16 protein-coding genes are annotated in these 26,972 nt (G+C 65.7%); 9 read left to right on the top strand and 7 right to left on the bottom strand.

The window, feature by feature from the left end; all coding sequences use genetic code 11:
- Positions 1-23: 23 nt before the first annotated feature.
- Positions 24-3,923, top strand: a complete 3,900-nt coding sequence (locus DL238_RS00895) for a hypothetical protein (RefSeq protein WP_181883774.1) — start codon at positions 24-26, stop codon at positions 3,921-3,923.
- A gap of 274 nt (positions 3,924-4,197) precedes the next feature.
- Here DL238_RS00895 and DL238_RS00890 read toward each other — a convergent pair whose 3' ends face one another.
- The 4 genes from DL238_RS00890 to DL238_RS00875 are packed head-to-tail and all read right to left on the bottom strand — an operon-like array spanning position 4,198 to position 9,691.
- On the bottom strand, positions 4,198-6,783 hold the full coding sequence (locus DL238_RS00890) for a family 20 glycosylhydrolase (RefSeq protein WP_115490547.1): 2,586 nt from the start codon (positions 6,781-6,783) through the stop codon (positions 4,198-4,200).
- Complete coding sequence (gene nagA, locus DL238_RS00885) at positions 6,776-7,921, bottom strand: N-acetylglucosamine-6-phosphate deacetylase (RefSeq protein ID WP_115490546.1); 1,146 nt, start codon at positions 7,919-7,921, stop codon at positions 6,776-6,778. The genes DL238_RS00890 and nagA overlap by 8 nt, the downstream gene beginning before the upstream one ends.
- Positions 7,918-8,946 (bottom strand): SIS domain-containing protein, encoded by a 1,029-nt coding sequence (locus DL238_RS00880; RefSeq protein WP_234030904.1) that lies wholly within the window; start codon positions 8,944-8,946, stop codon positions 7,918-7,920. Before DL238_RS00880 ends, nagA begins: the two co-directional genes overlap by 4 nt.
- Before the next feature lie 10 nt (positions 8,947-8,956).
- Positions 8,957-9,691, bottom strand: a complete 735-nt coding sequence (locus tag DL238_RS00875; protein ID WP_234030903.1) for a GntR family transcriptional regulator — start codon at positions 9,689-9,691, stop codon at positions 8,957-8,959.
- A 235-nt stretch (positions 9,692-9,926) separates the two neighbouring features.
- Between DL238_RS00875 and DL238_RS00870 the strand changes: the two genes are divergently transcribed.
- From DL238_RS00870 to nagE, 3 genes are all read left to right on the top strand, one after another.
- Complete coding sequence (locus tag DL238_RS00870; RefSeq protein ID WP_199801345.1) at positions 9,927-12,605, top strand: TonB-dependent receptor; 2,679 nt, start codon at positions 9,927-9,929, stop codon at positions 12,603-12,605.
- Positions 12,606-12,684: 79 nt separating this feature from the next.
- On the top strand, positions 12,685-15,243 hold the full coding sequence (gene ptsP / locus DL238_RS00865) for a phosphoenolpyruvate--protein phosphotransferase (RefSeq protein ID WP_115490544.1): 2,559 nt from the start codon (positions 12,685-12,687) through the stop codon (positions 15,241-15,243).
- The gene (gene nagE / locus DL238_RS00860; protein WP_115490543.1) at positions 15,240-16,940 is read left to right on the top strand and encodes an N-acetylglucosamine-specific PTS transporter subunit IIBC; all 1,701 of its coding nucleotides are present in this window, start codon (positions 15,240-15,242) and stop codon (positions 16,938-16,940) included. Before ptsP ends, nagE begins: the two co-directional genes overlap by 4 nt.
- A gap of 420 nt (positions 16,941-17,360) precedes the next feature.
- Here the strand turns inward: nagE and DL238_RS00855 are convergent, their stop codons facing one another.
- Positions 17,361-18,074, bottom strand: coding sequence for a cysteine hydrolase family protein (locus DL238_RS00855; RefSeq protein WP_115490542.1), 714 nt, complete (start codon positions 18,072-18,074; stop codon positions 17,361-17,363).
- Positions 18,071-18,847, bottom strand: coding sequence for a TetR/AcrR family transcriptional regulator (locus DL238_RS00850; RefSeq protein WP_115490541.1), 777 nt, complete (start codon positions 18,845-18,847; stop codon positions 18,071-18,073). The genes DL238_RS00855 and DL238_RS00850 overlap by 4 nt, the downstream gene beginning before the upstream one ends.
- A gap of 126 nt (positions 18,848-18,973) precedes the next feature.
- Here DL238_RS00850 and DL238_RS00845 point away from each other — a divergent pair, with 126 nt between their 5' ends.
- The 5 genes from DL238_RS00845 (at position 18,974) to DL238_RS00825 (ending at position 25,570) form a co-directional block, all read left to right on the top strand.
- Positions 18,974-21,352: a TonB-dependent receptor gene (locus DL238_RS00845; protein ID WP_115490540.1), complete on the top strand. Its 2,379-nt coding sequence runs from the start codon at positions 18,974-18,976 to the stop codon at positions 21,350-21,352.
- A 40-nt stretch (positions 21,353-21,392) separates the two neighbouring features.
- Entirely contained in the window at positions 21,393-22,490 is a 1,098-nt protein-coding gene (locus DL238_RS00840; protein ID WP_181883773.1) for a DUF2817 domain-containing protein, read from the top strand.
- Between the two features lie 281 nt (positions 22,491-22,771).
- Complete coding sequence (locus tag DL238_RS00835) at positions 22,772-23,794, top strand: LacI family DNA-binding transcriptional regulator (RefSeq protein ID WP_115490538.1); 1,023 nt, start codon at positions 22,772-22,774, stop codon at positions 23,792-23,794.
- Positions 23,795-23,876: 82 nt separating this feature from the next.
- Positions 23,877-24,629 carry a carboxylesterase family protein gene (locus DL238_RS00830; protein WP_147290961.1) on the top strand — a complete coding sequence of 251 codons (753 nt, stop codon included), beginning with the start codon at positions 23,877-23,879 and terminating at the stop codon, positions 24,627-24,629.
- On the top strand, positions 24,626-25,570 hold the full coding sequence (locus DL238_RS00825; protein ID WP_147290960.1) for an endonuclease/exonuclease/phosphatase family protein: 945 nt from the start codon (positions 24,626-24,628) through the stop codon (positions 25,568-25,570). The genes DL238_RS00830 and DL238_RS00825 overlap by 4 nt, the downstream gene beginning before the upstream one ends.
- On the opposite strand, the gene DL238_RS00820 is transcribed toward DL238_RS00825, so the two are convergent.
- The gene (locus tag DL238_RS00820; protein ID WP_234030902.1) at positions 25,545-26,966 is read right to left on the bottom strand and encodes a glucoamylase family protein; all 1,422 of its coding nucleotides are present in this window, start codon (positions 26,964-26,966) and stop codon (positions 25,545-25,547) included. The genes DL238_RS00825 and DL238_RS00820 overlap by 26 nt on opposite strands.
- Positions 26,967-26,972 lie beyond the last annotated feature (6 nt).

Genomic DNA, 26,972 nt, shown 5'->3' with positions numbered 1-26,972 from the left:
AAACTTTTTGGGTACATCGGATCATGGACACGCACGGGATTGCATTTCGTTCGGTGCTGCTGCTGGCGGCGAGCACCGCGGCCGTCGCCGTGGCCACCCCGGCCCGGGCCGACGACTGCCTGCTCGACCGGGACAATGACGGCGTGGTCGACGCAGGCACCGACAATGATGGCGGCGCCAATTCCAACGATGCCGACACGAGCGTCGCCTGCGGCACCTTCGCACGCGCGACTGGCCCAGGCGCAACCGCCGTCGGTTCCAGCACGAACGCGAGCGGAGACAACAGCGTGGCTATCGGCCGCTTGGCGGAAGCCAGCAGCCTCGATTCGATCGCATTGGGCCGCGCGGCACAAGCTTTCGGTGCCCGGTCGATCGCGATCGGCGGGGACGGGGTCGACGGGAATATGCTGGGGGCACAAGCGACCGGCAGTGATGCCATAGCGCTGGGGGCCGATGCGGTGGCGAGCAATGCCGGCGCATCGGCGCTGGGCAGCGGCGCGCTGGCAAGCGCGTGGAGCACCACGGCGATCGGCGCATTCGCCCAGGCGGAGGGGCGATATTCAACGGCGCTCGGCGGCGTTGCGTCGGCAACCGGCGACTACAGCCTTGCGATCGGGGAGAGTGCTGTCGCCTCGGGTTTGAATTCGATCGCCAGCGGCCAAGTGGCTCGGGCGACGGGTTCCGATGCCATTGCCATGGGCCGCGCCGCATGGGCGACCGGGGCCCGATCAATCGCGATCGGCGGCGATGGCGGCGATTCAAATCCGGACGGTGCGCTGGCTTCGGGAATCGACGCCGTCGCGGTCGGCAACGACGCCGCTGCTGAGGCCGAGGGCGCGACGGCGCTCGGCAGCGGCGCGTCCGCGACCAGCCTGCGTGCGACTGCAGTGGGTGCGGGCGCGTTGGCCTCCGGCTCGACCGCGCTGGGCGCCGGAGCGCAAGCCACCGGCGTGGGCTCGGTCGCGGTGGGCATGGACGCGCGCGGCACCGGCGCGCGCAGCGTGGCGATCGGGGAAGACGGCGATGATGCCGACACGCTCGGCGCAGTCGCCTCCAACGACGGTGCGACCGCGGTGGGCAATGATGCCTTGGCAAGCGGCGCCAATGCCTCCGCCTACGGCCGGCTAGCGCAAGCGGGGGCGGCCAATTCGGTCGCGTTCGGCGCGTACTCGATAGCGAGCGGGGCTGGCAGTACCGCCACCGGCTCATGGAGCCTCGCCGCCGGCGTCCAATCCACCGCCACCGGTTACGTCAGTTCCGCAAGAGGGGACAGGTCGACCGCGATGGGCCATAACGCGGCTTCCAGGGCCGCGGACTCAACTGCCGTGGGCGCCTTTTCCTATGTCGGGGGTGCGCGGGCAACGGCACTCGGCTCTTCCACAAGGGCCTTCGGAGACCAGTCGATCGCCATCGGCGGCGATGGCAGCGATGCAGACGATCTGGGAGCCGAAGCGACTGCGGTAAATGCGATCGCAATCGGCAACGACGCGCGTGCAACGGCGGAGGGGGCGGTCGCGCTTGGCGCCGGCTCGCTGGCGAACCGCACCAATACGGTCTCAGTCGGAAGCATCGGGGCGGAACGGCAGATCGTCAATCTCGCCGCAGGCACGCAGGCGAACGATGCGGTGAATTTCGCCCAACTCCAGACCGTAGCCGCCAGCGCGAGCACGGCGCAGTCTTCCGCCAATGCGGCGCAGAGCACCGCGAACACCGCCCTTGCCAATGCCGCCACGGCGCAGTCGGCGGCGGACGCGGCGCAAGGGACGGCGAACACGGCTTTGGCCGACGCGGCCGCCGCGCAGGGGAGCGCAAACCAGGCGCTGGCGCAGAACCTCGTTCAGGATGGCCAGATCGCCTCGAACACCGCTGCTGCTGCTGCGGCGCAGGGCACCGCGAACACCGCCCTTGCCAATGCCGCCACGGCGCAGTCGGCGGCGGACGCGGCGCAAGGGACGGCGAACACGGCTTTGGCCGACGCGGCCGCCGCACAGGGGAGCGCAAACCAGGCACTGGCGCAGAACGTCGTTCAGGATGGCCAGATCGCCTCGAACGCCGCTGCTGCGGCGGCGGCGCAGGGCACCGCGAATACCGCGCTCGCCAATGCCGCCACGGCGCAGGCGGCAGCCGACGCGGCGCAGGGGACCGCCAACACGGCCTTGGCCAACGCGGCGGCCGCGCAGGGGAGCGCAAACCAGGCGCTGGCGCAGAACCTCGTTCAGGATGGCCAGATCGCCTCGAGCGCCGCGGCTGCTACGGCGGCGCAGTCTTCCGCCAATGCGGCGCAGGGCACCGCGAACACCGCCCTTGCCAATGCCGCCACGGCGCAGTCGGCGGCGGACGCGGCGCAAGGGACGGCGAACACGGCTCTGGCCGACGCGGCCGCCGCGCAGGGGAGCGCAAACCAGGCGCTGGCGCAGAACCTCGTTCAGGATGGCCAGATCGCCTCGAACACCGCTGCTGCTGCGGCGGCGCAGGGCACCGCGAACACCGCCCTTGCCAATGCCGCCACGGCGCAGTCGGCGGCCGACGCGGCGCAAGGGACCGCCAACATGGCTCTGGCCGACGCGGCGACCGCACAAAGCGCGGCCGATGTCGCCCGCACCGAAGCCGCGGCCGCCCGGGGTGCAGCGACCACCGCCCTCACCAATGCGGCCGCGTCACAGGCGACGGCAAACACGGCCCGAACCGAGGCCGCCGCCGCCCAGGCGAGAGCCGACCAGGCGGTGCTCAACGCGGCGAGCGCCCAGTCGACGGCCGATCTCGCGAGAGCGGAAGCGGTTGCCGCTCAGGCCGCGGCCGACGCCGCAGGCTCTGGTGCGCTTACCGCATTGGCCGCAGCAAACACCGCGCAGGTCAAGGCGGATGCTGCGCAGGCCACGGCGGACGTGGCCCGAACGGAGGCAGCCGCCGCGCAAACCGACGCCATTCGCGCGATGGCCAACGCCGCGACCGCACAGGCCACCGCCGATACCGCAATCGCCAATGCGGCCACCGCGCAGGATACCGCGATCACCGCCCTGGCGAGGGCCAGCACCGCCCAGGCCACCGCCGACGCCAACAGCGCCGAACTCGCTTTTTTCGAAAGCAACAGCACCGGAGCCGCCGCCTCGGCGACCGGCACCGATGCGGTCGCCATCGGACCGGGGAGCCTTGCCAGCGGAAACCGGTCGGTCGCGATGGGATCGAATGCGCAGGCGATGAACGGGCAGGCGGTCTCGATCGGCGCGGACAACATCGCGTCGGGAAACGGCGCGGTCGCGATTGGCGATCCGAATGCCGCGACCGGCACCGGAGCAGTGGCCATGGGTGCGAACAACACCGCCACGGGCACCGGCGCGATCGCTATCGGAAACGCCAACAGCGCCATCGGCAACGGGGCCGTCGCGCTCGGCAACGGGAGCCGCGCCTCGGGAACGGGCGCGGTCGCGATCGGCGAGGGAGCGGTGGCGGCGCGCGATGGGCAGATCGCGCTTGGCGGCAGCGCAAGCACCTATACGTTCGCCGGTTTGGGCTCGACCGCCGGCAACGCCCGGCAGTCCGGCGCGGTGAGCTTCGTGACCGCCGATGCTTCGGGCAATCTTGGCATCTCGACGGTTTCCGTGGCGGATATGATCGGCATCGGCAACCGGGTCGCTTTCAACGAGCGCAACATCGATATCCTGTTCGATCTCGCCGCATATGAGCACCGTGAGACCAATCGCGGCATCGCCGCTGTGACGGCGCTGACCGCAGCCCCCATGCCGTCGGAACCCGGCCGGACAAGCTACACCGCGAACGCGGCGATCTATCGTGGCGAGGTAGGGTTCGGGGCCAGCATCGCACACCGGATCGATAGTGAAACCCCGTTCTCGCTTGCCGCCGGCGTCGCTCACTCGGCCGGGAGGAATACCACGGCGAGAGTTGGCATTGCTGGGGAATTCTAGCCCAAGCCAAGAGCGGCAACCGTTAAGTCGCAGCCGGATTGCAAAATTCCACTTTCGGCTGAATGGGGCCGGAGCCAGTGACCGAGATCCGGATGCTGCTGCGCCCTTTCTTGCTCTCCACTCGTGACTGCTGAGGACTTACGGTTGGTCATTCGGGAAGCTCACACGGTGACTATAAGCCGTCATGTGTTCGCATCGGGGAACGGCAGCCGGGGGGTATTTCGAGAAATCGACCGATAGCGTTTATTGCTCACATAGATCCGCACCGTCTTTTCTACGGATAATCTGTTCGCGAGACAGTCACGATCCGGCTGGAGCGGGTCCCTGCAGGCCCAACCACCCGAACCCTCACATCTCTGCCTCTTGCAGATGCGCACTGCGCAGCCGGCTGCCAACCTGATTGCCCATCCGACCCCATGTCGCATTGGATCTCGAGACCCGGCAGGGCTGCATTGTATCTGAGGATCTCACCATCCTTCATCACGCCCGGCGGTGGCAATCGATAGGACCATCCGGCTTGCGCGAGCTTAACCAGCTCCTTTGCCGACAAGATCGAGGCGAAGCGGTTCCAGTCGGCCTGCATGGAGGCAGCCAGATCGGCATCGTCCACCTTGCCCGCGCCATCCTCCAGCTCCCAGTCCGCGCGGTGCCAGGCCTTTTCGGCCAGCGCGAGCATTCGTGGGAAGAGCTGGTATCCCAGCGTTTCCCTGTCGCGGATCGTTTCGGACCAGACCTGCCCCTGAATTCCTGCAAACCGGCGGCGCGGTCGCTCGAGCACGGGCTGCTCTATCGGTTGCCCGTCACGGTCGCGCCAGTAGCTTGCGGTAGCCGGAAGGTTCTCGGGCATCAGGGAGAAGAGCTTGCGCGTGGGCGCGCTGCGGATCGCCCAGTAATACCCGCCCTCCTCCGGATGCGCGGCATAGGGCATGTCGAAATACAGCGCGTCGGGTATCGAGAGCACGACGTCCCAGCCGAGATCCGCGTGATCCTTCGCCGTCCTGGCCGCGCCCCAGGCCAGAGTGTCCCAGATGTTCGATTGAAGAGTGCTAGGCAGCCGCGCCGGGTCGGCATGGGAGAGCCCGTCGCTCCAGGCGCCCGGTGTCATTCCCCGCTCGGCGACCATGTTTGCCACGCGCGCCACGAAGTAACCCGCCAGCTCCTGCGGAGAGGAAGGGGTGTCCGCTCGCGCCAGAAATGCTGCACATATCGGGGAGTCGGCCCATGCGCCCGCCGTCTCGTCCGCACCGATGTGGAACCGCTGGAGCGGCTGCCCCGCTGCGGCGTGCATTTCGGCGACATGGTCGAGAACATGGGCGACGAACCTGTACGCCGAAGGACGGCACACATTGATCGTGTTGTCCGAATAATGCTGGATACTGTCATAGACCGTGCGGTCGTCCGGATCGCTGAGCAGATATTCCGAGGCGACTTCCTCGCTCGCCCCATTAGCCTTCAGGCGCCGATAGCGTGCCTCCATCGCCTTGACTGCAGCTCGCGCGTGGCCGGGCATGTCGATCGCGGGGATGATCTCGACGTGCCGCGCCGCAGCGTAGCGCAACAGGTCAACATAGTCCTCTGTCGTCAGGAAGCCGCTCCCCGAAGTGCTCTCATCGGGCCCGCTTCCAAGCTGCGGCAGCAAACAGCGGGTCTCGCCCGGATCGTAGCAGCGCCGCGATCCCACGGCGGTGAGCTCGGGCAAACCTGCGATCTCGAGCCGCCAGCCCTCGTCGTCGGCAAGATGGAGATGCAGCTTGTTGAGCTTATATGCCGCCATCTGATCGATCAGGGCGCGGATCGTCTCTGGCCCATGGAAATTGCGCGCAATGTCGAGGTGCTGGCCTCTGAATGCAAAACGCGGGGCGTCTTGGATACGCAGCGCAGGAATGCTTTTTGCGCCGGGTGTGATCAGCGCCGAGAGGCTTTGCAAGCCGTAGAAAGCGCCCGCCGGATCGCTCGCGCGGATCGTCACCGCTTCGGGCGCAGTCGTCAGCTCATAACCCTCGGCCTCGAGTTTCAGCGACGGATCGACCGTTAGCAGTAGGGGCACGCCGTCCTCCGATTGGGCGAGTCCCAAGTCCGAAAGGCGATCCAGCGCGGCCACCACTTCGGCTTCGGCAATGCCTGACAGGACCGGGGCGATGCCGCGCGAGAGATCGACACGATCGCTGCCACCGCTCCCCATGCGCAGTGGAGTGGGGATGATCCCGCTATCGACGGCCTCCGCCACGAACCGCGTCCCTACGTTCTGCCGGTAGGTCACCTCTGGCGTTTCGATCGGGGTTACGTCTTCGGGGGCGCGCTTCAGGTCGGGCGGTAGAGGGGCCAGGAACGGCAGGGCTTTGCGCCCCATCGCCGTGGCCGGCACCTCTTTTGTCGACTCGATCAGCGCGGCCCGGCCCTTCGCATCGACCACGTAGTAATTCGGCATGATCTTGGCGCGCGTCAAAAGCGTACCACGCACGACGAAGGGGATCGTGACCGGTGCCCCCGGTCCGACCGCCGCAGCGGGGCCGGAAAGGGTGATCTCGTGCAGGTCTCCGTTTACATGCGCGAGGCGAACCGATCCGCCGCCACCAACCTGCGCAACCGGATCCACCTGGCTGAAAAAGATTGTGCTGCCCGTCAGATCGACCGGGCGATCGCTGAGAATCGAAAGCTCGGCCTCGTAGCACGCATCTGCGGTCTTTTCGGAGGAGCCGGGTATGGTGCAGCCGCCCTCCTCGCGATTGGCCAGAACGCGGTAGATGATCTGCAAGGCCGATCCGATGGCGTCGGCGCTCGATCGTTCGGCCTCCGGTGCGATGGTGGTGCACCCACCAAGGCCGATTGCGACCAGCGTTGCGAGGGCAAACCTAACCATGGACCTTCACCCCGCCGATCCAGGTCGATCTGACATGCATCTGCTCGTCCAGCACGACGAGGTCCGCCATCGCCCCTTCGCGGATCGTGCCCCGGTCATCCGCTATGCCGATGAACGCTGCGGGGTTGTGTGACGCCATCGCGCTGGCCTGCCCGATGTCGACATCCAGCATCGCCACCGCGTTGCGCAAGGCCCGGGCCATGTCGAGATCGGACCCGGCGAGTGTGCCGTCATCGGTGATGCAGATTCCGTCTTCCACGTGGATCCGGCGGCCCTGGAGCATGAAGCTGCCGTCCTCCATCCCGACCGAGGGCATGGCATCGGTCACGAGCATGAACTTGTCGAGCGGCTTGCAGCGCATGGCCAGCTTCATCGTGACGGGCGAGACGTGGTGACCGTCCACGATCAAACCGCACCAACTCTCTCGATCTTCCAGCGCGGCACCGACCACCCCGGGTTCGCGGCTGTTGAGCGGCGACATCGCGTTGAACAGGTGGGTGAAGCCGGTAACGCCGGCCTCCAGAGCGGCGCGCATCTGCTCGTAACTGGCATTCGTGTGACCCGCACTGACAACCACGCCTCGCGCTTTCAATCCGGCGATGACCTTGGGCGCCGCCCGCTCCGGCGACAGAGTCACCAGCGTGCGCCCGTGCTTCAGGCTCGCCATCAGGTCGATATGCCGTTCCTCGAATTCGCGGAACTTAGTTTCGTCGTGCACGCCCTTGCGATCGGTGCTGAGGAACGGGCCTTCCAGATGGAGGCCCGCGATGCCGGGCACACCCGCCTCGATCGCGGCGTCGACGGCTTTGATTGCGGCCTCGATCTTGTCCAGCTCGTCGCTGATGAGCGTGGGGAGCAGCGTCGTGGTTCCGAAACGGGCATGGGTCTGAGCAATCAGGCGGATCGTTTCCACGCTCGGATCGGCATTGAACAGGTGCCCGCCGCCGCCATTGACCTGCACATCGATGAAGCCGGGCAGCACGATCCCGCCGTCCATATCGACGACTTCGGCGGCTCCCGCAGCTTCGCCCGCATCGCGAATGGCGACGATCCGGCCATTGTCGACGACCAGAGCCTTTCCGCATTGAAGAGCACCGTTCAGCAGCACCTGGCCGCCGACGAGGAGGGTTGCGCTCATGTGGTCTCGGTCACTTTCATCAGATGCGGCGGAGCATCCGGGTTTTCGCCCAGTTCCACGGCGCAAGCATTGGCTAGGCGGTAGAACGCCTGTGCCAGCAATATCGGTTGAAGACGGGCATCCTGCGCCAGCGAAGGCAGCGAGGTGCAGCCGGGCGCCTGTGCCCCTGCTATGAAAACACGCGCGCCCATCGCGGCAAGCCGGGCACAGGTTTCGCCAACGCTGTTGCGCGACGCGTCATCCTGAGCGAAGGCGAGGACGGGAAAGCCATCCCGTACCACTGCGGCCGGACCATGCAGAACTTCTGCGGCGCTATAGGCCTCCGCGTGGATCCGGCACGTTTCCTTGAACTTCAGCGCCGCTTCCTGCGCAATGCCGAGCCCGGAACCACGGCCGATCACGAACAGGCTACGCGCCTTGGTCAGGGTGCGCTCGGCCTCGCCCCAGTCGAGCGCCCACGCGCGCTCCATCGCTTCGGGCAGGCGGTCGATCGCCGCTTCCAGCTCCGCATCCTGCGACCAAGAGGCGACGAAGCGGGCCATAAGCGCGAGCGAGGCGAGGTACGATTTGGTTGCGGCCACCGCAGTTTCGGGAAACGCACACAGCGGCGCGACCAGGTCCGCCTCTTCGGCCAAAGGCGAAGCAGTGTCGTTGACCAGCGCAATGCTCAGCGCTCCGCCCCGGCTTGCGGACTGGGCTGCGGCCACCAGGTCCGGGCTCCTGCCCGACTGCGAGATCGCGATGCAGGCCGCGCCGCGCATGGTCCTGCGCGCTTCGTAGACCGAGCTGACCGATGGCGCGAACGATGCCACGGGCACGCCGGTGGCGGTCTCGATCAGATATTTCGCATAAGTTGCGGCATGATCGGAACTGCCGCGCGCGATCGTGGCCACAAGGCGCGGCGACAGGTCGCGCAAGGCTGCCCCGATCGCTGCCACATGCGCCCCGGCCTCGCTCGACTGGCGTGCGACGCATCCCGGCGCCTCGCCCGCCTCGCGATACATTTGCGTATCCGATGGATTCACCGCCCGCCCCTCATTTCCCGAGATTGAGTTCGGCGACGAAGTCATAGGCGTCGCCACGATAATAGGACCGCGTCCATTCGACCGCGCTTCCGACCGCGTTATAGCCGATGCGTTCGATCAGCAGCCCGGCGCTCAGTGCGGGGACATCGAGCAGTTCAGCCTGCTCCGCGGTAAAAAGGACCGCCCTCAGCCGCTGGAGGGCACGGACCGGATTCTGCTGCCGGGCGCGCAGGGCCGCATAAAGCGATTCCTCGACCATCGCGTCGGGCCCGAGGCACTCTGCCGGGATCGTCGAATATTCCAGCGCCATCGCGACATTGTCGGCAAACCGGATACGGTTGAAGCGATAGACTGCGGTTCCCGGGCTGAGCGAAAGGCTGAGCGATTCCTCCGGCGTAACGCTTCCCTTCTCGCGCACCAGCCAGTCGCTGCGGACCTTGCGGCCCCGCGCGGCCATGTCTTCCGTGAAAGAGGTCAGCGTGGCGAAGCTCTTCTCGACGCGGCCCGCAACGAATGTTCCCGAGCCGCGCTTGCGCACCAGCATTCCATCTTCGACCAGCCCGTCGATGGCCTTGCGCACGGTGACGCGCGAAATCTCGAGTCGCTCGGCAATATCACGCTCCGACGGGACGGGGTCGTCGGGCTCCCAGTCGTGCGAATCGATGCTTTCGCGCATCGCCTTCTTGAGCCGCTGGTAGAGCGGCGTTGCCTCACTGGTATCAAACCTGTCCTTGAGATCGATCAACGTTTGCACCCGACCAAAACCCTTGTATTGCGTAGATATCCGGAAATGACGGCCATTCCTGTCGCGATCCAGCAATAATACCAATAATCAATAACATCCATATTTGCAAGCATTGGTTATAGTTTGGTATTGCTTCTGGCAACAATCTTGTCATAAACTTCATCCGGACGCTCGATTGCATCGCTTTCGCCCCGTTCGGTGAAACACGACGCAAGCGGATCACAGGGAGGTTTCGATGAAGAAGTCAGTTTGGGTCCTTGGTGCAACGGTCTCGGCAATCGCCCTTTCGGGCCAGGCGGCCTACGCGCAGGATGCTACGGAGGAGGAGGACGCGGTCGGGGAAACGATCGTCGTGACCGGCATCCGCGCGTCGCTCGAAGATGCGATCAATACCAAGCGCAATGCCGATGCGATCGTCGATGCCATCTCGGCCGAGGACATCGGCAAGTTCCCCGACCGGAACGTGGCGGAATCGCTGCAGCGCGTGCCCGGCGTTGTGACGAACCGCGAATTCGGCGAGGGCGAGCGCGTCTCGCTCCGCGGCCTCGCCCCCAACCAGACCCGTACGCTGGTCAACGGCCACGCCGTCGCCACCGCGGACTGGTTCGTGCTCGATCAGCAGGCTGCCACGCGCAATTTCAACTACCTGGTCCTGCCCTCCGACGTGGTGGGGGAACTGCAGGTCTTCAAAAGCCCGACCGCGGACATCGAGGAAGGAGGCATCGGCGGCACGATCAACGTGCTGACGCGCAAGCCGCTCGATATCGATCCCTTCGTCGCCACAATCTCGGTCGAGGGCGCCTATACGGAGAAGGCCGATTCTCTCGACCCGCAGGTTTCCGGCGTGGTGAGCTGGTCGAACCCGGCGGGCACTTTCGGCGTGCTCGCCGCGGGGGTCTACCAGAAGCGCAATATCCGGCGCGACGGTTTTGAAATCCTCGGCTACGACAGTGCGCTCGACCCGTCGGGGCAGGAATTGCAGGTTCCGACCCTGATCGGCTCCGCACTGTTCCTGCAGGAGCGTGAGCGGTACGGCGGCAACCTCGAACTGCAGTTCCGCCCCACCGACCAGATCGAGTTCGGCATCAGCGGCCTATGGACCCGCTTCAACGCCAACAACACCAACTACAACTATCTCGGCTGGCCAGCCCGTTCGGGCCTGGGCGGCACCAGCGGCGTGACGCTGACCGACACCCAGGTCGAAGGCGACACGGTGGTCGCGGGCCGCATCGAGGGTATCGCGGGGGCCAGCGGCTTCGGACAGGTGTACGACATCTTCGATCGCGAAGCGTTTGCCGAAACCCGCTATATCGCGGGCAACTGGTCCTACGCGACCGACGGCGGCCTGACCGTCAGCGGGCAGGCCGGCTATACCGATGCGCAAGGCGACACGGTGCGCCAGCCCTTCGTCGAGTTCCTCGGCAGCAGCGACTTCAGCTTCGATTTGACGGGCCGTGCCCCGATCGTGTCCTTCGACACGGTCGACCCGACGAACCCGGACGATCTGGCCTTCGAATTCGCCTCCAACCACTCGATCGGCAACGACGACAGCGAAATCTTCGCCTATCTCGATTTCGAGCAGGAGCTCGATCTCGGCGTCCTCCAGGCGGTCAAGACCGGCTTCAAATATACCGAGCACGATCGCGCGACCGATTTCCAGGCCACCACCTATGGCGATTTCTTCGTCCCCTTCCGCGATGGCGGCTGCGGCGGCGTGTGCACACCATCATCGTTCGGCAACGATCAGACGCCGGCCGATTATGCCGAAAAGATCGCTCTGCCGGGCTCGCTCACGGATTTCTTCCTGCCGACGCCAAGCCTGATCCGCGACCAGATCGGGGCCTTCCCCGCAGCATCAGAGCGTCTTCCGCTCTATTCCGAAATCTTCTCGGTCAACGAGAAGACCTATGGCGGATATGTCATGGGCAAATTCGGCGGCGATGGCTGGCGCGGCAATGCCGGGGTCAGGATCGTTCACACCGACCAGACGTCGAGCGGCTATATCCAGGGCGCCGAAGGTGAAGGCCAGGTTTCCAACGCCTATGGCGACTTCCTGCCGGTGACCGAGGAGCGCGGCTACACCGACATTCTGCCCAGCTTGAATATGACGTTCGACCTGACGGACAACTTCATCCTGCGGGCCGCAGCCGCACGCACGCTGACCCGCCCCGACTTCACCGACATCGCGCCGCGCGTGACGCTGAACCCGGGCGCGCTGACGGGATCGGGCGGCAGCGCCGATGTGGAGCCCTATCGCGCCAACCAGTTCGATCTGTCTTTCGAATACTACCTGCCCAATCGCGGGCTGCTGGCGATGGCGCTTTACTACAAAGACGTGTCCAACTTCGTGACCGACCGCGTCTCCAACGAAAGCTTCGCGGTCGAAACGGCAGCCCCCGACCAATCGCGCTGCGTCCCGACGCCGGGATCGACCAATCCCGATCTCTACGATTGCCAGTTCTCGATCAATCGCCGCGCCAATGGCGGTTCGGCCGAAGTGAAGGGTGTCGAACTGATCGCGCAGATGCCGGTCTATGGCAATTTCGGGATCAATGCGAACTACAGCTACTCGGATGCCGAAACGGACAACGGCGATCCCGTGCCCGGCAATTCGAAGCATGCGCTCCAGGCGGGCGCCTACTACGAAGACAGCTTCGTGAGCGCCCAGGTAACCTATAACTGGCGCGACGACTTCTTCATCACGCTGGACCGCGCCACCTCGCTCAACCAGAAAAGCTTCGGCTCGCTCGACGCCTCGCTGGATCTGCGGGTGACCGAGTTCGCCACGCTCACCTTCGACGCGGTCAACCTGACCAATGAAAAAATCGTGCAGTTCGCGGGCGAGGAATTCCGGCCGCGTGCCATCTACGACAACGGCCGCTACTTCTTCTTCGGTGCCCGTTTCGAATATTGATGCTGGTTCCTTCGCCCTGCTGATAGGATGGTCGGCGGGGCGAAGGCCTGCGCTTTTGCGCACCACTGGGGAGACATAAGTGGCAGTATCGACCTCCTCGACCGGAGCGACAGGGCCGACGATCTGCGCTCCGGCCGCCGGTTGGGTGGTGCCGCTCGACCAGGTGCCCGACCCGGCCTTCGCCTCCGCCGCGCTCGGAGCAGGGTTGGCGATCGAGCTGCTGGACGAAACCATCCGGTCTCCTTGCGACGGGGTGGTCGCCGCAGTTGCGACCGCCCGGCACGCCGTTACGATCGAAGTGGCTGACGGACGGCAGATCCTCATTCACTGCGGGATCGATACGGTCGCGCTGGGCGGTTCGCCTTTCGCGATGTTGGTCTCGAAAGGCGACACGGTAACGGCCGGCGACCCGCTGATGCAGGTCGACCTGGCCGCCGTGGCCCGCGCTGGCAAGAGCCTAGCCACCCCCATCATCGTGCTCGATTCGGAAGCGCGCGATATCCAGCCGCACGGCGCGTTTCCCCGCCCGTGCGAAGCCGGTGAAACACTTTTCCAGATTGCCGCTTCCCTGGAGGCGGCGGATCGTGCCGGTCCGCAAGCGGCCATGTCGGAAGAACGCAGTGTGACTCTGCCCCTCCCGCACGGTCTCCACGCACGCCCGGCCGCCGCGATCGCTGCAGAAGCTGCCCGGTGGGACGGGCCGATCGAAATCGTGCTTGGCGCCAAGACAGCCGACGGGCGTAGCACGACGTCGGTGATGAAGCTTGGCGCCAGCCACGGCGCGCGACTGACCGTGCGTGCGGGTGGCAAGGATGCTGCGCAAGCCGTGGACGCGGTCGTCGCGCTGATCGAATCGGGCGCGGGCGACGTTATCGAAGGGGCCACCAAGCCTGCGTCCGAGCCCGCCAGCCCCAAGCTCCGCATGGCCCCGCAACGCACGGGAGCCGAGCTTCCGCGAGGCACGATCGCAGGGGTCGCCGCCGCGCCGGGTCAGGCGCTGGCGAAGGCCTTCTACCTCCATCGCTCGAAGCTGGAAGTCACCGAAACCTCGCAGGGTGCCGACGTCGAGCACCAGCGTTTCGCCGATGCGCAGGCCGAGCTGCGCGCCAGTCTCGATGCCGAAAGCAAGGGCCACGGTGCCACCATCGCAGCCGCGCATCTCGCCATCCTTGACGATCCGGTCCTCCTCGACACGGCAAGAACGCGGATCGAGGGCGGCGCGAGTGCCGCAATGGCGTGGCAGGACGTCATGACCGAGCAGGAGGCGGAGATGCGCGCGCTCGAAGACAGCCGCCTTGCCGACCGTGCCGACGACTTCGCCGATTTGCGCCAACGCTTCCTGCGCGTTCTTGTAGGCGCGGCGGACGAGGTGATGGCACCGGCAGGTTCGATCGTCATCGCGAACGACCTCTATCCGTCCGATTTCGAGGCGCTGATGGCGGCGGGCATCGCAGGCATCGCCACGATGGCCGGCGGCCCGACATCGCACCTCGCCATCCTCGCCGCGTCGGCGGGCATTCCCATGGCGGTCGCGTTCGGCAAACCGCTGTGCGAGGTGCCCGACGATTGCGCCGTTCACCTCGACGGGAGCACGGGCCTTCTTCGTTACACCCTGTCCGAAGCGGAGCAGCGCGAACTTGCCCACGCTATCGAGCGCCGCACCGCCGCTCATGAGACGGCGCTGTGCCAGACCATGACGGACACCCGGCTGGCCAGCGGGGAACGGATCGAGGTCTTCGCCAATCTCGGCAGTGTCGCTGACGCGAGCGAGGCAGTCCGCCTGGGTGCCGAGGGGATCGGCCTGCTACGCACCGAATTCCTCTTCCTGCACCGCGAGGCACCTCCGTCCGAGGAAGAGCAGGCGCAGATCTATGGCGAGATCATGGACGCCTTTGACGACCGGCCCGTCATCATCCGCACGCTGGATATCGGCGCCGACAAGCCGGCGGACTATCTGGCGCTGGAGCCTGAGGACAACCCCGCGCTGGGCCTGCGCGGCATTCGCGTCTCGCTGCGCTTTCCCGACCTGCTCGAAAGCCAGCTGCGCGCCATCCTGCGCGCCGCGGGATCGCGCCCCGCGCACATCATGGCCCCGATGATCGCCTCTGCCGAAGAGTTCGACACGCTTCGCACGATTGTCGATCACGTTCGCGAGGACATGGGGCATACCGGTCAGGTACGGCTCGGCGCGATGATCGAGACGCCTGCCAGCGCCTTGCTGGCCGATGCGCTGGCACGAAGGGTCGACTTTCTCTCGGTCGGCACGAACGACCTCACGCAATATGCGCTGGCCGTCGACCGGACCAATCCGGCGCTCGCCGCAATGCTCGATCCCCTCCACCCCGCCGTCCTGCGCCTGATTGCCATGACCGGCGAGGCGTGCTCCGCCAACGGGGTTCAGCTCGGCGTATGCGGCGGAGCCGCCGGCGACCATCTCGCTGCGGTCGTCCTGATCGGGCTCGGCGTGACGGAGCTATCGGCCAGCGCCGCGCGCATCCCCGAGCTCAAGCAACACCTGCGCGGGATGACGCTCGACCAGTGCCGCGCCGCTGCAAAAGCGGCTTTGGCGTGCGAGAGCCCGCAGGAGGTGCGGACCACCGTCGGCCGCCTGCTAGACCTGGAAGAGGTGCAACCGTGAAGGAGCGCGTTTTCGCCGCCGTGCAGCAGCTGGGCCGTTCGCTGATGCTGCCGATCGCGGTGCTGCCGGTGGCCGGTCTGCTCCTGCGCCTGGGCCAACCCGACCTGCTCGATATCGCGTTCATCTCGGCGGCGGGCGAAGCGATCTTCGCAAATCTGGGTTCGATCTTCGCAATCGGCGTCGCGATCGGCTTCGCGCGCGACAATCATGGCGCGGCCGGCCTGGCGGGTCTTGTCGCATTCCTCATCGCGACCAACAGCGCGCAGGCGCTGATCGAGGTACCGCCCGATCTGCTCACAGGGCTCGACACTGATGCGACAGCCCGAGCCATCGCCGATTTCCGCGCGGCGGCGATTGCCAAGCTTGGCGTCCCGCTGGGCATCTTGTGCGGCATTATCGGCGGGCAGCTCTTCAACCGCTACGCCGAGATAAAGCTGCCGGACTTCCTCGCGTTTTTCGGCGGTCGCCGCTTCGTGCCCATCGCTGCCGGCGGGGCGGCGCTGGTGCTGGGGTTCCTTTTCGGCGAATACTGGCACTACGTCGAAAGCGCGATCGACGCCGCCAGCCGCGCGATCGTAAGCTCAGGCGAGATCGGCCTGTTCATCTACGGCGCGCTCAATCGCCTGCTGATCGTCACCGGGCTCCATCACATTCTCAACAATGTCGCGTGGTTCGTGATCGGCGACTACAACGGCGCAACGGGCGACCTGCGCCGCTTCTTCGCCGGAGACCCGAGTGCGGGCGCCTTCATGGCCGGGTTCTTCCCCGTGATGATGTTCGGCATGCCGGCCGCGTGCCTCGCCATGTATCGCGCGGCCCCGCGCGAAAGGCGCAAGGCGGTGAGCGGGCTCTACCTGTCGATGGCGCTGACATCCGCCCTGACCGGTATTACCGAGCCGATCGAATTCACCTTCATCTTCCTCGCGCCGGTGCTGTTCGTGGTTCACGCCGTGCTGACCGGCCTGTCGATGGTCGTGATGGACCTGCTCGACGTGAAACTCGGTTTCGGCTTTTCGGCCGGGTTGATCGACTATGTCCTCAATTTCGGAATAGCCACGAACCCGCTGCTTCTGCTGCCCGTCGGCGCGGTCTATTTCTTCGCGTATTATTTCTCGTTCAGCTTCGTGATCAGGCGCATGAACCTCGCGACCCCCGGGAGGGAGGCGGTCCAGGCGAGCGCGGTGCCGGACGCTGCGGTGGACGATACGACGCTGGCGGGCGATTGGCTTCGCGCGCTGGGAGGGGAAGGAAACGTCCTGCAGCTGGGCGCCTGCACCACCAGGCTGCGCCTCGTCCTCGCCGATAGCGAGATGGCCGACGAACCTGCTCTCAAGAAGCTCGGAGCGCACGGCGTCATCCGGCCGACGCCCGAGACGATGCAGGTGATTATCGGACCGACAGCGGAACTGCTGGCCGGGCGAATCTCGAAAGCGATGACTTCGCAAAGGCACGACCCGGTCGAGGTTTCCGAGACCGCTGCAGCATCGCTGCCCCCGTTCGAAGAGGCGGAGTTCCATGCCGCGCTGGGCGGTAAGGCGAACGTCGTTGAACTGCTGCGGGCACCCGGACGTATCGTCGCCGACCTGATCGATCCTGCGAAGTTCGACCACGCACTGTTGCCGAGGAGCTATCGCTACCTTCACAGACAACTGGTCGGAGACAAGGTTCTGCACCTGATGGTCGATGAGAAGGCCTGACAGTGCAGCCGGTCCTGAAGTGGTGAATCTTCAGGGTAGTGCTGCATCTTAAGGCCGAGGGCGTCGCTATAGGTGGTTCGCGACTGCCGCTGCTTCACTCACATCAAGCGTAGCTTCGTACCTCATCGTGGTGGCTTATGGACGTGGGAGAAAAATTTCCCGATGATCTGAGTGACCATTTTTGTCGTCTATGGGGCACCACCGCCCCGAGCCTATCCGAGCGTCGCTGTAAGGCGACAGGCTTTCCGGGCGGGTGCGCCTGTGGGACACGCGTGCGTGGGCTTCGGCTGGGATCGAGCGTTCGCGATCGTTGGCCGCGCATTCGCTTCCTGGAGCAGGGCTCTGGCATTCATGCTTTCGTCCAAATCCCAGTACGCCAAGGCTCGCCCCGGCTTCGGCCCGTCCTAAATCAGCGACCGGTCATTCGCCCGAAGACAGCCCCGCCATAAGTGCGGAAAAATCGTTCGACGTGATCGTGAAGCCGTAGCTGGTGAATTTGGACAGCGAATGCTCGGTGGATTCCCTGAAATAGGATGTGGTGGCATCCTCGATGATTTTCGCGCGATAGCCCAGGTCCAGCCCCTGGCGCAGCGTGGTCTCGACGCATTCGTCGGCGACGAATCCGCAGATGAACAGATGTTCGACCCCCATGCTGCGCAAGGTGAAGTCGAGCGCGGTGCCGGTAAAGCCCCCGCTCGCGGTCTTGGTCAGCGCGATCTCGCCGGGCCGGGGCTCGGCTGCGGGAAGGAACGCGGTGCCCTTCGATCCGGGCGGATAGCGCCATCCGAGCCGGCGATGCAGCAGCCCGGTGTCGCAACCGTCGGCCGCCAGCGACTGGATGCGGATATGCACCGGGGCAATGCCCGCAGCTCGCGCGGCGTCGAGCGCTTTCACGCAATTCGCCAGCGCCGCATCGAACCTGCTCCGATAGTCCGAGAGTGCGGCCTGGACCGCGTCCCGCTCCATCCCGGCCTCGATCGCCGCCTCGGCGAGGTAATCCGGCGCGGCCATGTTTTGGACGTCGACCAGCAGCAGCGCCGTGTCGGCCTTGGTCGGCTCTGGCGCGGGAAGCGCATCGCGATACGAAACGGCAAGGATATCGCCCATGGTCGGCACGGAAGCGTCCGGTGTCATTCTTCTTCTCCGGTAGCGGGTTCGGTCGGTTTTGCGGACAGGGCGACGAAGGGGTCGGTCCCCGCTTCATCGAACAGATTCTGGCCCTTCGGCGTCAGCAGACCGGCGAAGACGAGGCGCAGAACCTCCAGCGGAAGCTCCGGCCGGTCCGAGATCGAGGGGGCGACGAAAGGCATCTGGCCTGCGATCAGCAGGTGCGCGAGGCCCGAAGCCGCGGTCTGCAACGTTGCCATCGTCAGTTCGAGACCGACGTCGACGAGCAATCCCTCTTCGATCGCCTCCGTCACGTTGCTCCTGAAAACGTTGAGCGAATTTTCCAGCTGCGCGCGATAGCGCGGCGCGGACAGCATCTCGTCCGTCTCGAAGTTCTTCATCAGCAGGAAGTAGCCGGGATATGTCTGCGAAAAGCGGACATAGGCGAGCGCGATCGCAAGCAGGCGATAGAGCGGCGAGGGCCGCGCCTGCTTGAGGGCATCGTCGCGCAGCTGGGTCTGAAGCTCGTACCCCGCGACGGCGACTTCGACCAGCAGCGCCTGCTTGCCGTCGAAATGCTTGTAGATCGCGGGCTGCGACGTCCCGACGCGCGCTGCGACGTCGCGCAGCTGGATATTGGCGGAGCGCTGCTCGGCAATCAGATCGGCCACCGCGGCGATGATCGAATTACGCAGGTCGCCGTGGTGATATCCGCGCTTCTTACGTGCGCGGGCCGGCTTCGAAACGCCCTTACCGACGGTTGCGGCACCGACATCCAGCGCTGAATCGCTCGACTCCATCCTTCGGGCCTAGCGTCAAACCAGTGCATTGACAATCGAAAGTTAAGTCAATTAACTTCCAATGCGGGGGTCGAGCAGTCGGTGGAAGAATGCGCCGCTCGCGACCGGGACATTGGAGGGTAGACCATGAAATCGATACATCTGGCGACCAGCAGCCTCGCCGCGATCCTGATCGCCGCGGCGCCTTCGATCGCACTCGCCCAGGACGCGTCTTCGCCCGATGCCGCGGGCGCGAGCGCGCAGGACCTGCAAGACATGCCGACCGAAATCATCGTCACCGCGACCCGCCGCGCCGAGAAGCTGACCGAGGTCCCGATCGCGATATCGGTCTTCAGCGGTGCGAATATCGAGCAGACCAATGTCCGCGAACTCTCGGAGATCGGCGGCTACATCCCCAATGTCGAGATTTCGCAGCACAATGATTCGCGCGCGGTCATCACGATCCGCGGGGTCGGCTCCTATTCGCGCAATATCGGCTTCGACAGCCGCGTCGGCGTATATGTCGACGGGGTTTATCTGGGCCAGTCGCCTGCGGTGAACCAGGAGCTACTCGACCTGGAGCGGGTAGAGGTGCTGCGCGGCCCGCAGGGCATGCTGTTCGGCAAGAACACCGTGGCGGGCGCGGTCAGCCTGGTGACCAGGAAGCCGACCCAGCGTCTCGAAGGCATGGTCTCGGCGGACCTTGGCAACTACGACTTCCGCGAATTCAAGGGCCACCTCAACGTGCCGCTGGGCGAGACGCTCGCCGTAAAAGTCTCCGCCTCGAAGACCGACCGCGACGGCTACGTCACCAACACCGTCACCGGCAATGATCTGGGATCGCGCGATGTCACCGCGTACCGCGCCCAGCTCCGCTTTGCGCCGAGCCCTGAGTTCGAGGCCAATTTCGCCTTCGACGGGCTCAATGCATCCAATCGGGTGCTGGTCGGCAAGGCGGTGAGCGACACTTTCGGCCTGTTCCCCGATCAGAGCGCGCCCGAGCCCGAAACCGTCGCCTTCGATTTCGACCCGGCAGAGACCCGCAATCTGTACGGCGGTCTCGCCGATCTCGAATATCGCTTCGACAGCGGGTATACGGTCAAGAGCATCACTGGCTATCGCGATACCTATTCGCTGTACGAGAACGACACCGACTATTCGCCGCAATCGATCGTCTTCGTCGAGTACGAGGATCGCTTCGAACAATGGTCCGAAGAGCTGCAGCTCCTCTCGCCGTCCGAAGACCGGCTCACCTGGATGCTGGGTGCGTATCTCTACAAGCAGACGGCCGAGACCCGGCGCGACGCGGTGCTGGGCAGCGATTTCTACGAAGGCTTCGTGGGCCCGCTTGTCGGCCCGTCGGTCGCGCCGCTCCTCGGCCTCGACCCGAATGCGCTGACCCAGGCGGATCTGGCGACGATCGCCTCGATCGTCGGCATCGGGCCCGAGGGCTCGCGCGTCTACAATTCGGGTACGGTGACGACGGAAAGCATCGCGGTCTATCTCAACGGCAGTTACGAGTTCACGCCGCGCCTCAAGCTGGGGTTCGGTGCACGCTATTCGATCGAAACGAAGGATGTGACGTGGCTGCTCGACGGCCGGGCCGGCGGGTCGGTCCTCGATATCGGCGTCACGAACCCAGACGCCGCCGGCAACCCGCAGCCTCTGGATGACAGCCATACGGACCGCTTCCTCGCGACCGCTGCCAGCCTGAGCTACGATTTCGCGGACGATGTCACCGGCTACGCCAAGTATTCCTCGGGCTACAAGAGCGGGGGGTTCAACCTCGACTACGTCAGCTCCGCCGAACTGGCGGCCAACGAGGGTCTGGAATTCGCGAAGGAGACCGTCGACAGCTACGAAATCGGGCTCAAGACCTCGCTCTTCGACCGCCGCGTTGCCCTCAACCTGGCGGGCTTCATCGCCAATTACGAGGACTACCAGGTCAACCAGTTCGTCGATCTGGGCGGCGGGCAGACCACGATCCGCATCACCAACGCCGCCGAGGTGGAAACCCGGGGTATCGAGCTCGAAGCCACGCTGCGCGCGACCGACAGCCTGACGCTGCAGGGGTCGGCAGGCGTGCTCGATGCGACCTATGCCGCATTCCCCGGCGGCGGCTCGGGCGGCAGCGATATCTCTGGCAACCGGCTGGCGAGCGCGCCCAAATTCAGCGGATCGGCAGGCGCGACCTATGCGCGTGACCTCGATTCCCGCGGCACGCGGCTGACGCTCCATGCGGACCTGACGCATACCGGCGGCTATTTCACCACCGAAGACAACGTGAAGACCAGCACGCTGGCGCTGGGAGCGCAGGTGCCGTTCGGGTATATCGACGATACGACGCTGGTGAACGCGCGCGCGGCGCTTGCCCTGCCGGGCGATCATTTCGAGCTGGCAGTCTGGGCGCGCAACCTGACCGACGAGCGCGGCGCGCTCGACAGTTTGCGTGATTTCTTCGGCACGATCGTGGAAAGCCCGCGAATGGGCCGGACCTACGGTGTAACGGTGACAGGGCGTTTCTGACGACGCCCGATACCCGCCGTTTCTGTTACCGGAGTTCGCCGTGACCGATCCTTTCTCCTCAACCTATCGCGAGGGGCGCAGCCGCTTCTGCGCAGCGGCCCATGCTGCGGGAGGGACGATCGAGAGCTTCGTTATGCCGGATCGTGCCGGTCCGGTGGGGGAGGAGCTCGCGATCGATGCGGTTCGTTTCGGCGCGGCGGATGCGCAGCGTCTCCTGCTCACATCCTGCGGTCTGCATGGCCTAGAAGCGGCGGGAGGCTCGGCAGCCATGGTGAACTGGCTGATGCAGGGCGGAGCATCGCGCCTGCCCGATGGCGTCGCGGTCGTTCTGGTACACCCACTCAATCCTTTCGGCTGGGCCTATGCCAGCCGGGGGAACGAGGATGGCATCGACCTCAACCGCAACGCGCTCGACTGGTCGGCCCCTATCCCGACAAACCTAGCATACGAGACGCTGCACCCCATAGTCATCGCGAATGAGCCCGATACGGCCGGGCTGGCCGCTTTCTCCGGTGCCTTTGCCGCCCTCGCACGCCAGCACGGAATGGAGTGGGCGCTCGGTGCCGTCGCGAGCGGCCAGTACGCTTTTCCCGACGGCCTCAGCTTCGGAGGTGCCGAGCAGGCATGGTCGACGCAGGTGGCAAAGGAGATTGCCGAGAAGCATAAGCCGAACCGCGGCAGGACGTTGATTCTGGACTGGCATACGGGGATCGGCCCCTGGGCCGAGCCGTTCTTCATTCTGGATGCGGCCCGGGACAGTGCCGACCATCGACTGGTGTCTTCCTGGTGGCCGGATCGCAGCATTCATTGCGACGATGTCGTCGAAGGCGCGTCCATCGCGTATCGGGGCGTCCTAGCCGATCGCCTGCGCCGCGAGATCGAGGAGCACGAGGGCGGAAAAGCTCTCAGCCTCACGGTCGAGTGGGGCACCTACGATATCGACAGGATGGTCGAGGCGCTGTTGATGGACAACTGGCTCCGCCACCGCGCCGGCGGGGCGCCCGAGCGACAGGATTGGATCAGGGAGCAACTCATCGAGCGCTTCATCCCTTCGGACCCCCGATGGCGGGACGCGGTGATCGAGGGATCCGAAGCGATCTTCGAAGATGCCATTCTCGCGGTTTCGTCATGGCATTGAACCTGAAGATGCGCGGATTGGTCCGCTTATCGACTGCCCCGTGTCTCGAGACCATTTTCGCGTCGAGCTCCCCGGGAATATCTGGGTCGAGTTCGATACCGACAGATCGAGTTCCTGACATCGAAGGGAACGCTCTGGCTTTCCCCGCCCGCCAAGGGGAGCGACCCGCAGTCCGGGTTGCGCGCCCCGATCCTCGACCTCGCTGCATGGTAATCATCCAGGCGCTCTTGCTGGCGACCATGATGCGGCGCTAGGCTGCGATCTGCAGCGAAGCGGGGGCAATGCGTGCGATGACGACGATCAGGGATGTTGCAAAGGCCGCCGGTGTTTCGGTTGCCACCGCGTCGCGCGCGCTGAACGGGATGACCAACGTCACCCGGACCACACGCGAGCGGATCGAAGCGGCGGCGAGCCAGCTCGACTATGTCCCGCATAGCGGCGCGCGGAGCCTGACGCGCCAGCGCACCGATACGATCGGGGTTGTCCTGCCCGACCTTTTCGGAGAATTCTTCTCCGAGATGATCCGCGGGATCGACCTGGTGGTGCACGGGGCAGGCAAGACGTTGCTGCTGGGCAATATGCACGGCAGCGCTGTCGAAACCGGGCAGGCTGTGCGCGCCATGCGCGGACGGGTCGACGGGCTGCTGGTCATGCCGCCCGATTCCTCGGCGGAGACCATTCCCGACGCCTTGGTTCGCGATCTTCCGATGGTGCTGCTGAGCGCAGGTTCTGCGGCCGGGACCATCCCCTTCGTCACGGTCGACAACTACGCTGGCGCCAGGCTGGTTACCGAACACCTGATCGATTGCGGCGCACGCAGCATCGTCCATCTCGCCGGGCCCGAGAACAATCGCGATGCGGGCGAACGCGAGCTGGGCTTTCGCGACGTGCTGCGCGAGCGCCTGGGACAAGACGAGCCGCTGATCCTGCGGGGCGATTTTCGTGAAGGAGCTGGGGGCGAGGCAGCCCGGCGCCTGCTTGCCGAAGGGCACGCCTACGATGCGGTGTTTGCGGCCAACGACATGATGGCGGTCGACCTGATGGCGGAACTGCGTGAAGCCGGCATCGAGGCGGGGCGCGACATCCTGCTGGCCGGTTTCGACGATATTCCGCTGGCCCGCTATGTCACGCCGCAGCTCACGACCGTCCATTCCGACATCATGCACCTGGGTTCGTCGGCCGCCCGCCTTCTGTTGCGAGCGATGGGAGGCGAGCAGCTGCAGCCGGCAGACAGTCTGGTCATCGAGCCTACGCTCGCCGTTCGGGGATCAACCTGCAAAATCGGTCCGGCGAAAGAGGACTGAAACGTAAGATCGGTTGTTTCGTGCGGGGCCGCAATGGTGCATGATCAGCGATGAAACCGATTACATCCGAAGGGCCGCTAAGATGAAGCTGTTCGAACCCCGCATCCCCCGCAATCTCGTCCTCGCTGCGCTGCTCGCGCTGGCAGCGGGCGGACAGGCGGTAGCAGCCGCCCAGCCGGAAACGGGGCAGCATGCGCAGCCCGCCGTCGACGAGGGTAATTACCGCTACCAGCTGTTCGTGCCACGCGGGGCCGTGAGTGCCGATCCCGAACGCAAATGGCCGCTGATGCTGTTTTTGCATGGATCGGGCGAGCGCGGCGACGATGTCGATGCGGTCAAGCGCAACGGACCGCCCAAACACGCCGATCGCGATCCCGACTTTCCTTTCATCCTGATTTCGCCGCTCTTGCCGGCGGAGCAGGACTGGGACATCGCGAAGCTGGAACGGATCCTCGACCACGCGCTCGCGACACTGCCGATCGATCCGGACCGGATCTATCTGACCGGCTTGAGCCGTGGTGGCCACGCGACCTGGCGGTGGGGCGCGGCGGACCCTGGTCGCTTCGCGGCGCTGGCACCGGTGGCCGGGCGCGGCGACGCGGCGACGGGATGCGCGCTTGCCGATATTCCGGTGTGGGCCTTCCACGGCGATCGCGACGACGTGGTCGAGCCCGAGGGCAGCTTCGCGATGGCGCGTGCGATCCGGGCGTGCGGCGGGCGCAAGTCGCGCCTCACGATCTATGCCGATCTCGGCCATAATTCGTGGGATCCCGCGTACGAGGATGCGGAGCTGTATCTGTGGCTTCTCAAGCAGCACCGGAAGGCCGGACAGTGAGCCGGGCACGCGGCACAGCCGCCTCGCGCATCCTGCCCTTTGCCTGCGCCGCGCTGCTTGCCGCGCTGGCCGGTTGCGCCTCGGGCCAGGTCCCTCCGTCTGCATCGGCTCCGCCCGAAGGGCTGACAGTCAGGGCAATGACCTTCAATATCCGGCTGGCGACCGATGCGGACGGGGACAATGCCTGGCGCCATCGCAAGTCGCTCGTCACGGCGCTGATCGGGCACGAGGAGCCGGATATCCTCGGTATGCAGGAGGTCCTGCTGGAACAGAAGGACGATCTGGCGCGGGCGCTGCCCGGTCTTGCGATGGTCGGCGTTGCGCGCGACGACGGCAAGGAGGCCGGAGAATTCTCCCCGCTGGCATACCGTCAGGACCGCTTCGAGCTGAAGCAATCCGGCACGTTCTGGTTGTCGCGCACGCCGGGCGAGCCGAGCAAGGACTGGGACGCCGCGCTGCCGCGCATCGCGACCTGGGCGATCCTGCACGATCGGCAGAGCGGGCGGGATATCCGCGCGCTCAACACGCATTTCGACCATGTCGGGGGCGAGGCTCGCGCGCAGAGCGCCAGCCTGATCGCCGACTGGGTTGCGACCGGACCCGGCGCCGGCCTGCCGACCATCGTGATGGGTGATTTCAATTCAGACCCTGCAAGCGAGCCCTATCGGCGGCTTGTCGGGCACGAGGCAGCGGGATTGGCCGCCACGCGCGAGGCGAGCGTGTCGCCGCCCTACGGCCCGACCGGTACCTTCACCGGGTTCGACATCATGCGAAACCCCGCCACTCCGATCGACCATATCTTCGTGACGTCGGACTGGACCACGACGAGCCACGCGGTCGTCACCCAGCACTGGGGCGGCCGCTTGCCGTCCGACCATTACCCCGTTCTGGTCACGCTCCGGCTTGCTTCGCCGCCTACTTTTCCAGCCAGCCGCCGGTAAAGCCGAGCCGTTCGAGCCCGCGCCGGACATGGGGGTTCCGTCGCATCGTGCGCCAGACAAGCTCGCTGCGGTGATTCTCGAGCATGGCGAGGATCGGCCCCTGGTCGATGCCCAGATGGTCGCGCGCGACCCATCCGGATTGCGCATCGACCGTGCCGCTTGCGCTCCCCGCGTCGACGAACACGTAGCTGGGATTGAAAGCGTCCTTGAACCCGTATTGCGTGTAGAGACCATCGCCATGGGCGGCGCGCATGTTCATCAGCGCGGGGAGCGTCACCTCGGGCGCGAAGGCGATCGAGCCGCCGGCCGCTGTGGGCACGATGGTCCCGTCGTCGATCACCCGTTCCGAGCTGACGCCGCGTGCGGCATAGCCGAGAAACTCGCGCTTCTCGCCGTTGACCTCGCGGCCGTTGGCGGCGCCGCCCGGTCCGTCGGACGCCGTCCAGCCCCATAGCTGGTCGGAATAGCCGTCCCAGTTATTGGGGTTGTCCGCGCCATAGGCGCGCTGGCTCAGTGTCGCGCGGCGGCTGTTGTCGAAATAGTCGATGCCCTTGGACGCCATGAATTCGTCCTGGATACCGCGAAAGTCGATCCAGACATGGCTGTACTGGTGGCCGAACAGAGGCTCGAACTGGAGGTGCTCGTATCCGTAGTAGGTGCCCCAGTCCTTCTCCAGGTTGGCGGCCCAGCCGGTGTCCCAGGCCTCTTTCCCGATGGGGTGCGTCGGCGACCCGGCGGCGAGGATGTAGACCAGCATGCCTTCGTTGTAGCCAACCCAGTCGTGGGTCCCGAAATCGCCGTTCTCGCCGCGTTCGGGATACCAGCCCATGGCGATCGCCTTGCCGCTGCCGCCATTGGCGGAGGGGATGGCGCTGTTCTCGCGCTGGACGAAGGTCCAGTCGACGCGGGTGTAGATCTTTTCCGCAAGGTCGCGGATCTCGCGCTCGGTCGGGTCGTCGCGGTCGAAATAGCTCTGCGCGAACAGCACGCCGCCCAGCAGCAGCGCGGTGTCGACGGTCGAAAGCTCGGTATTGCCGCGCCTGGTGCCGTCCTCGTTGTTGAGGAAGTGGTAGAAGAACCCCTTGTGGCCGGACATGCCCGTCGCGTCGGGGCCCTGCGGCGCGCCCCAGTAGAATTCGAGGCAGTCGCGCGTACGCCGAGCCGCGTCTTCGCGCGAGACGTAGCCGCGCTCCGCCCCGATCCCGTAGGCGGTCAGCGCGAAGCCCGTCGCGGCGATCGAGGAGAACGGGTTGGATGGCCAGCGGTCGGGCGCGAGGCAGCGCTGCGTATCCGTCGTTTCCCAGAAATAGTGGAAAGTGCGCCTCGTCAGGTCCTCCGAGAATGCCGTCTGCTCCGCCAAGGATGGCGCGTCCGCGGCAGCGCGGGGCGCAGCCACCGGCAC

It is taken from the genome of Alteriqipengyuania lutimaris, assembly GCF_003363135.1.
In the GTDB taxonomy this organism is placed as follows: Bacteria; Pseudomonadota; Alphaproteobacteria; order Sphingomonadales; family Sphingomonadaceae; genus Alteriqipengyuania; species Alteriqipengyuania lutimaris.
Note: the sequence above shows the minus strand (reverse complement) of the source record. Positions and strands in the feature narration are given on the sequence as shown.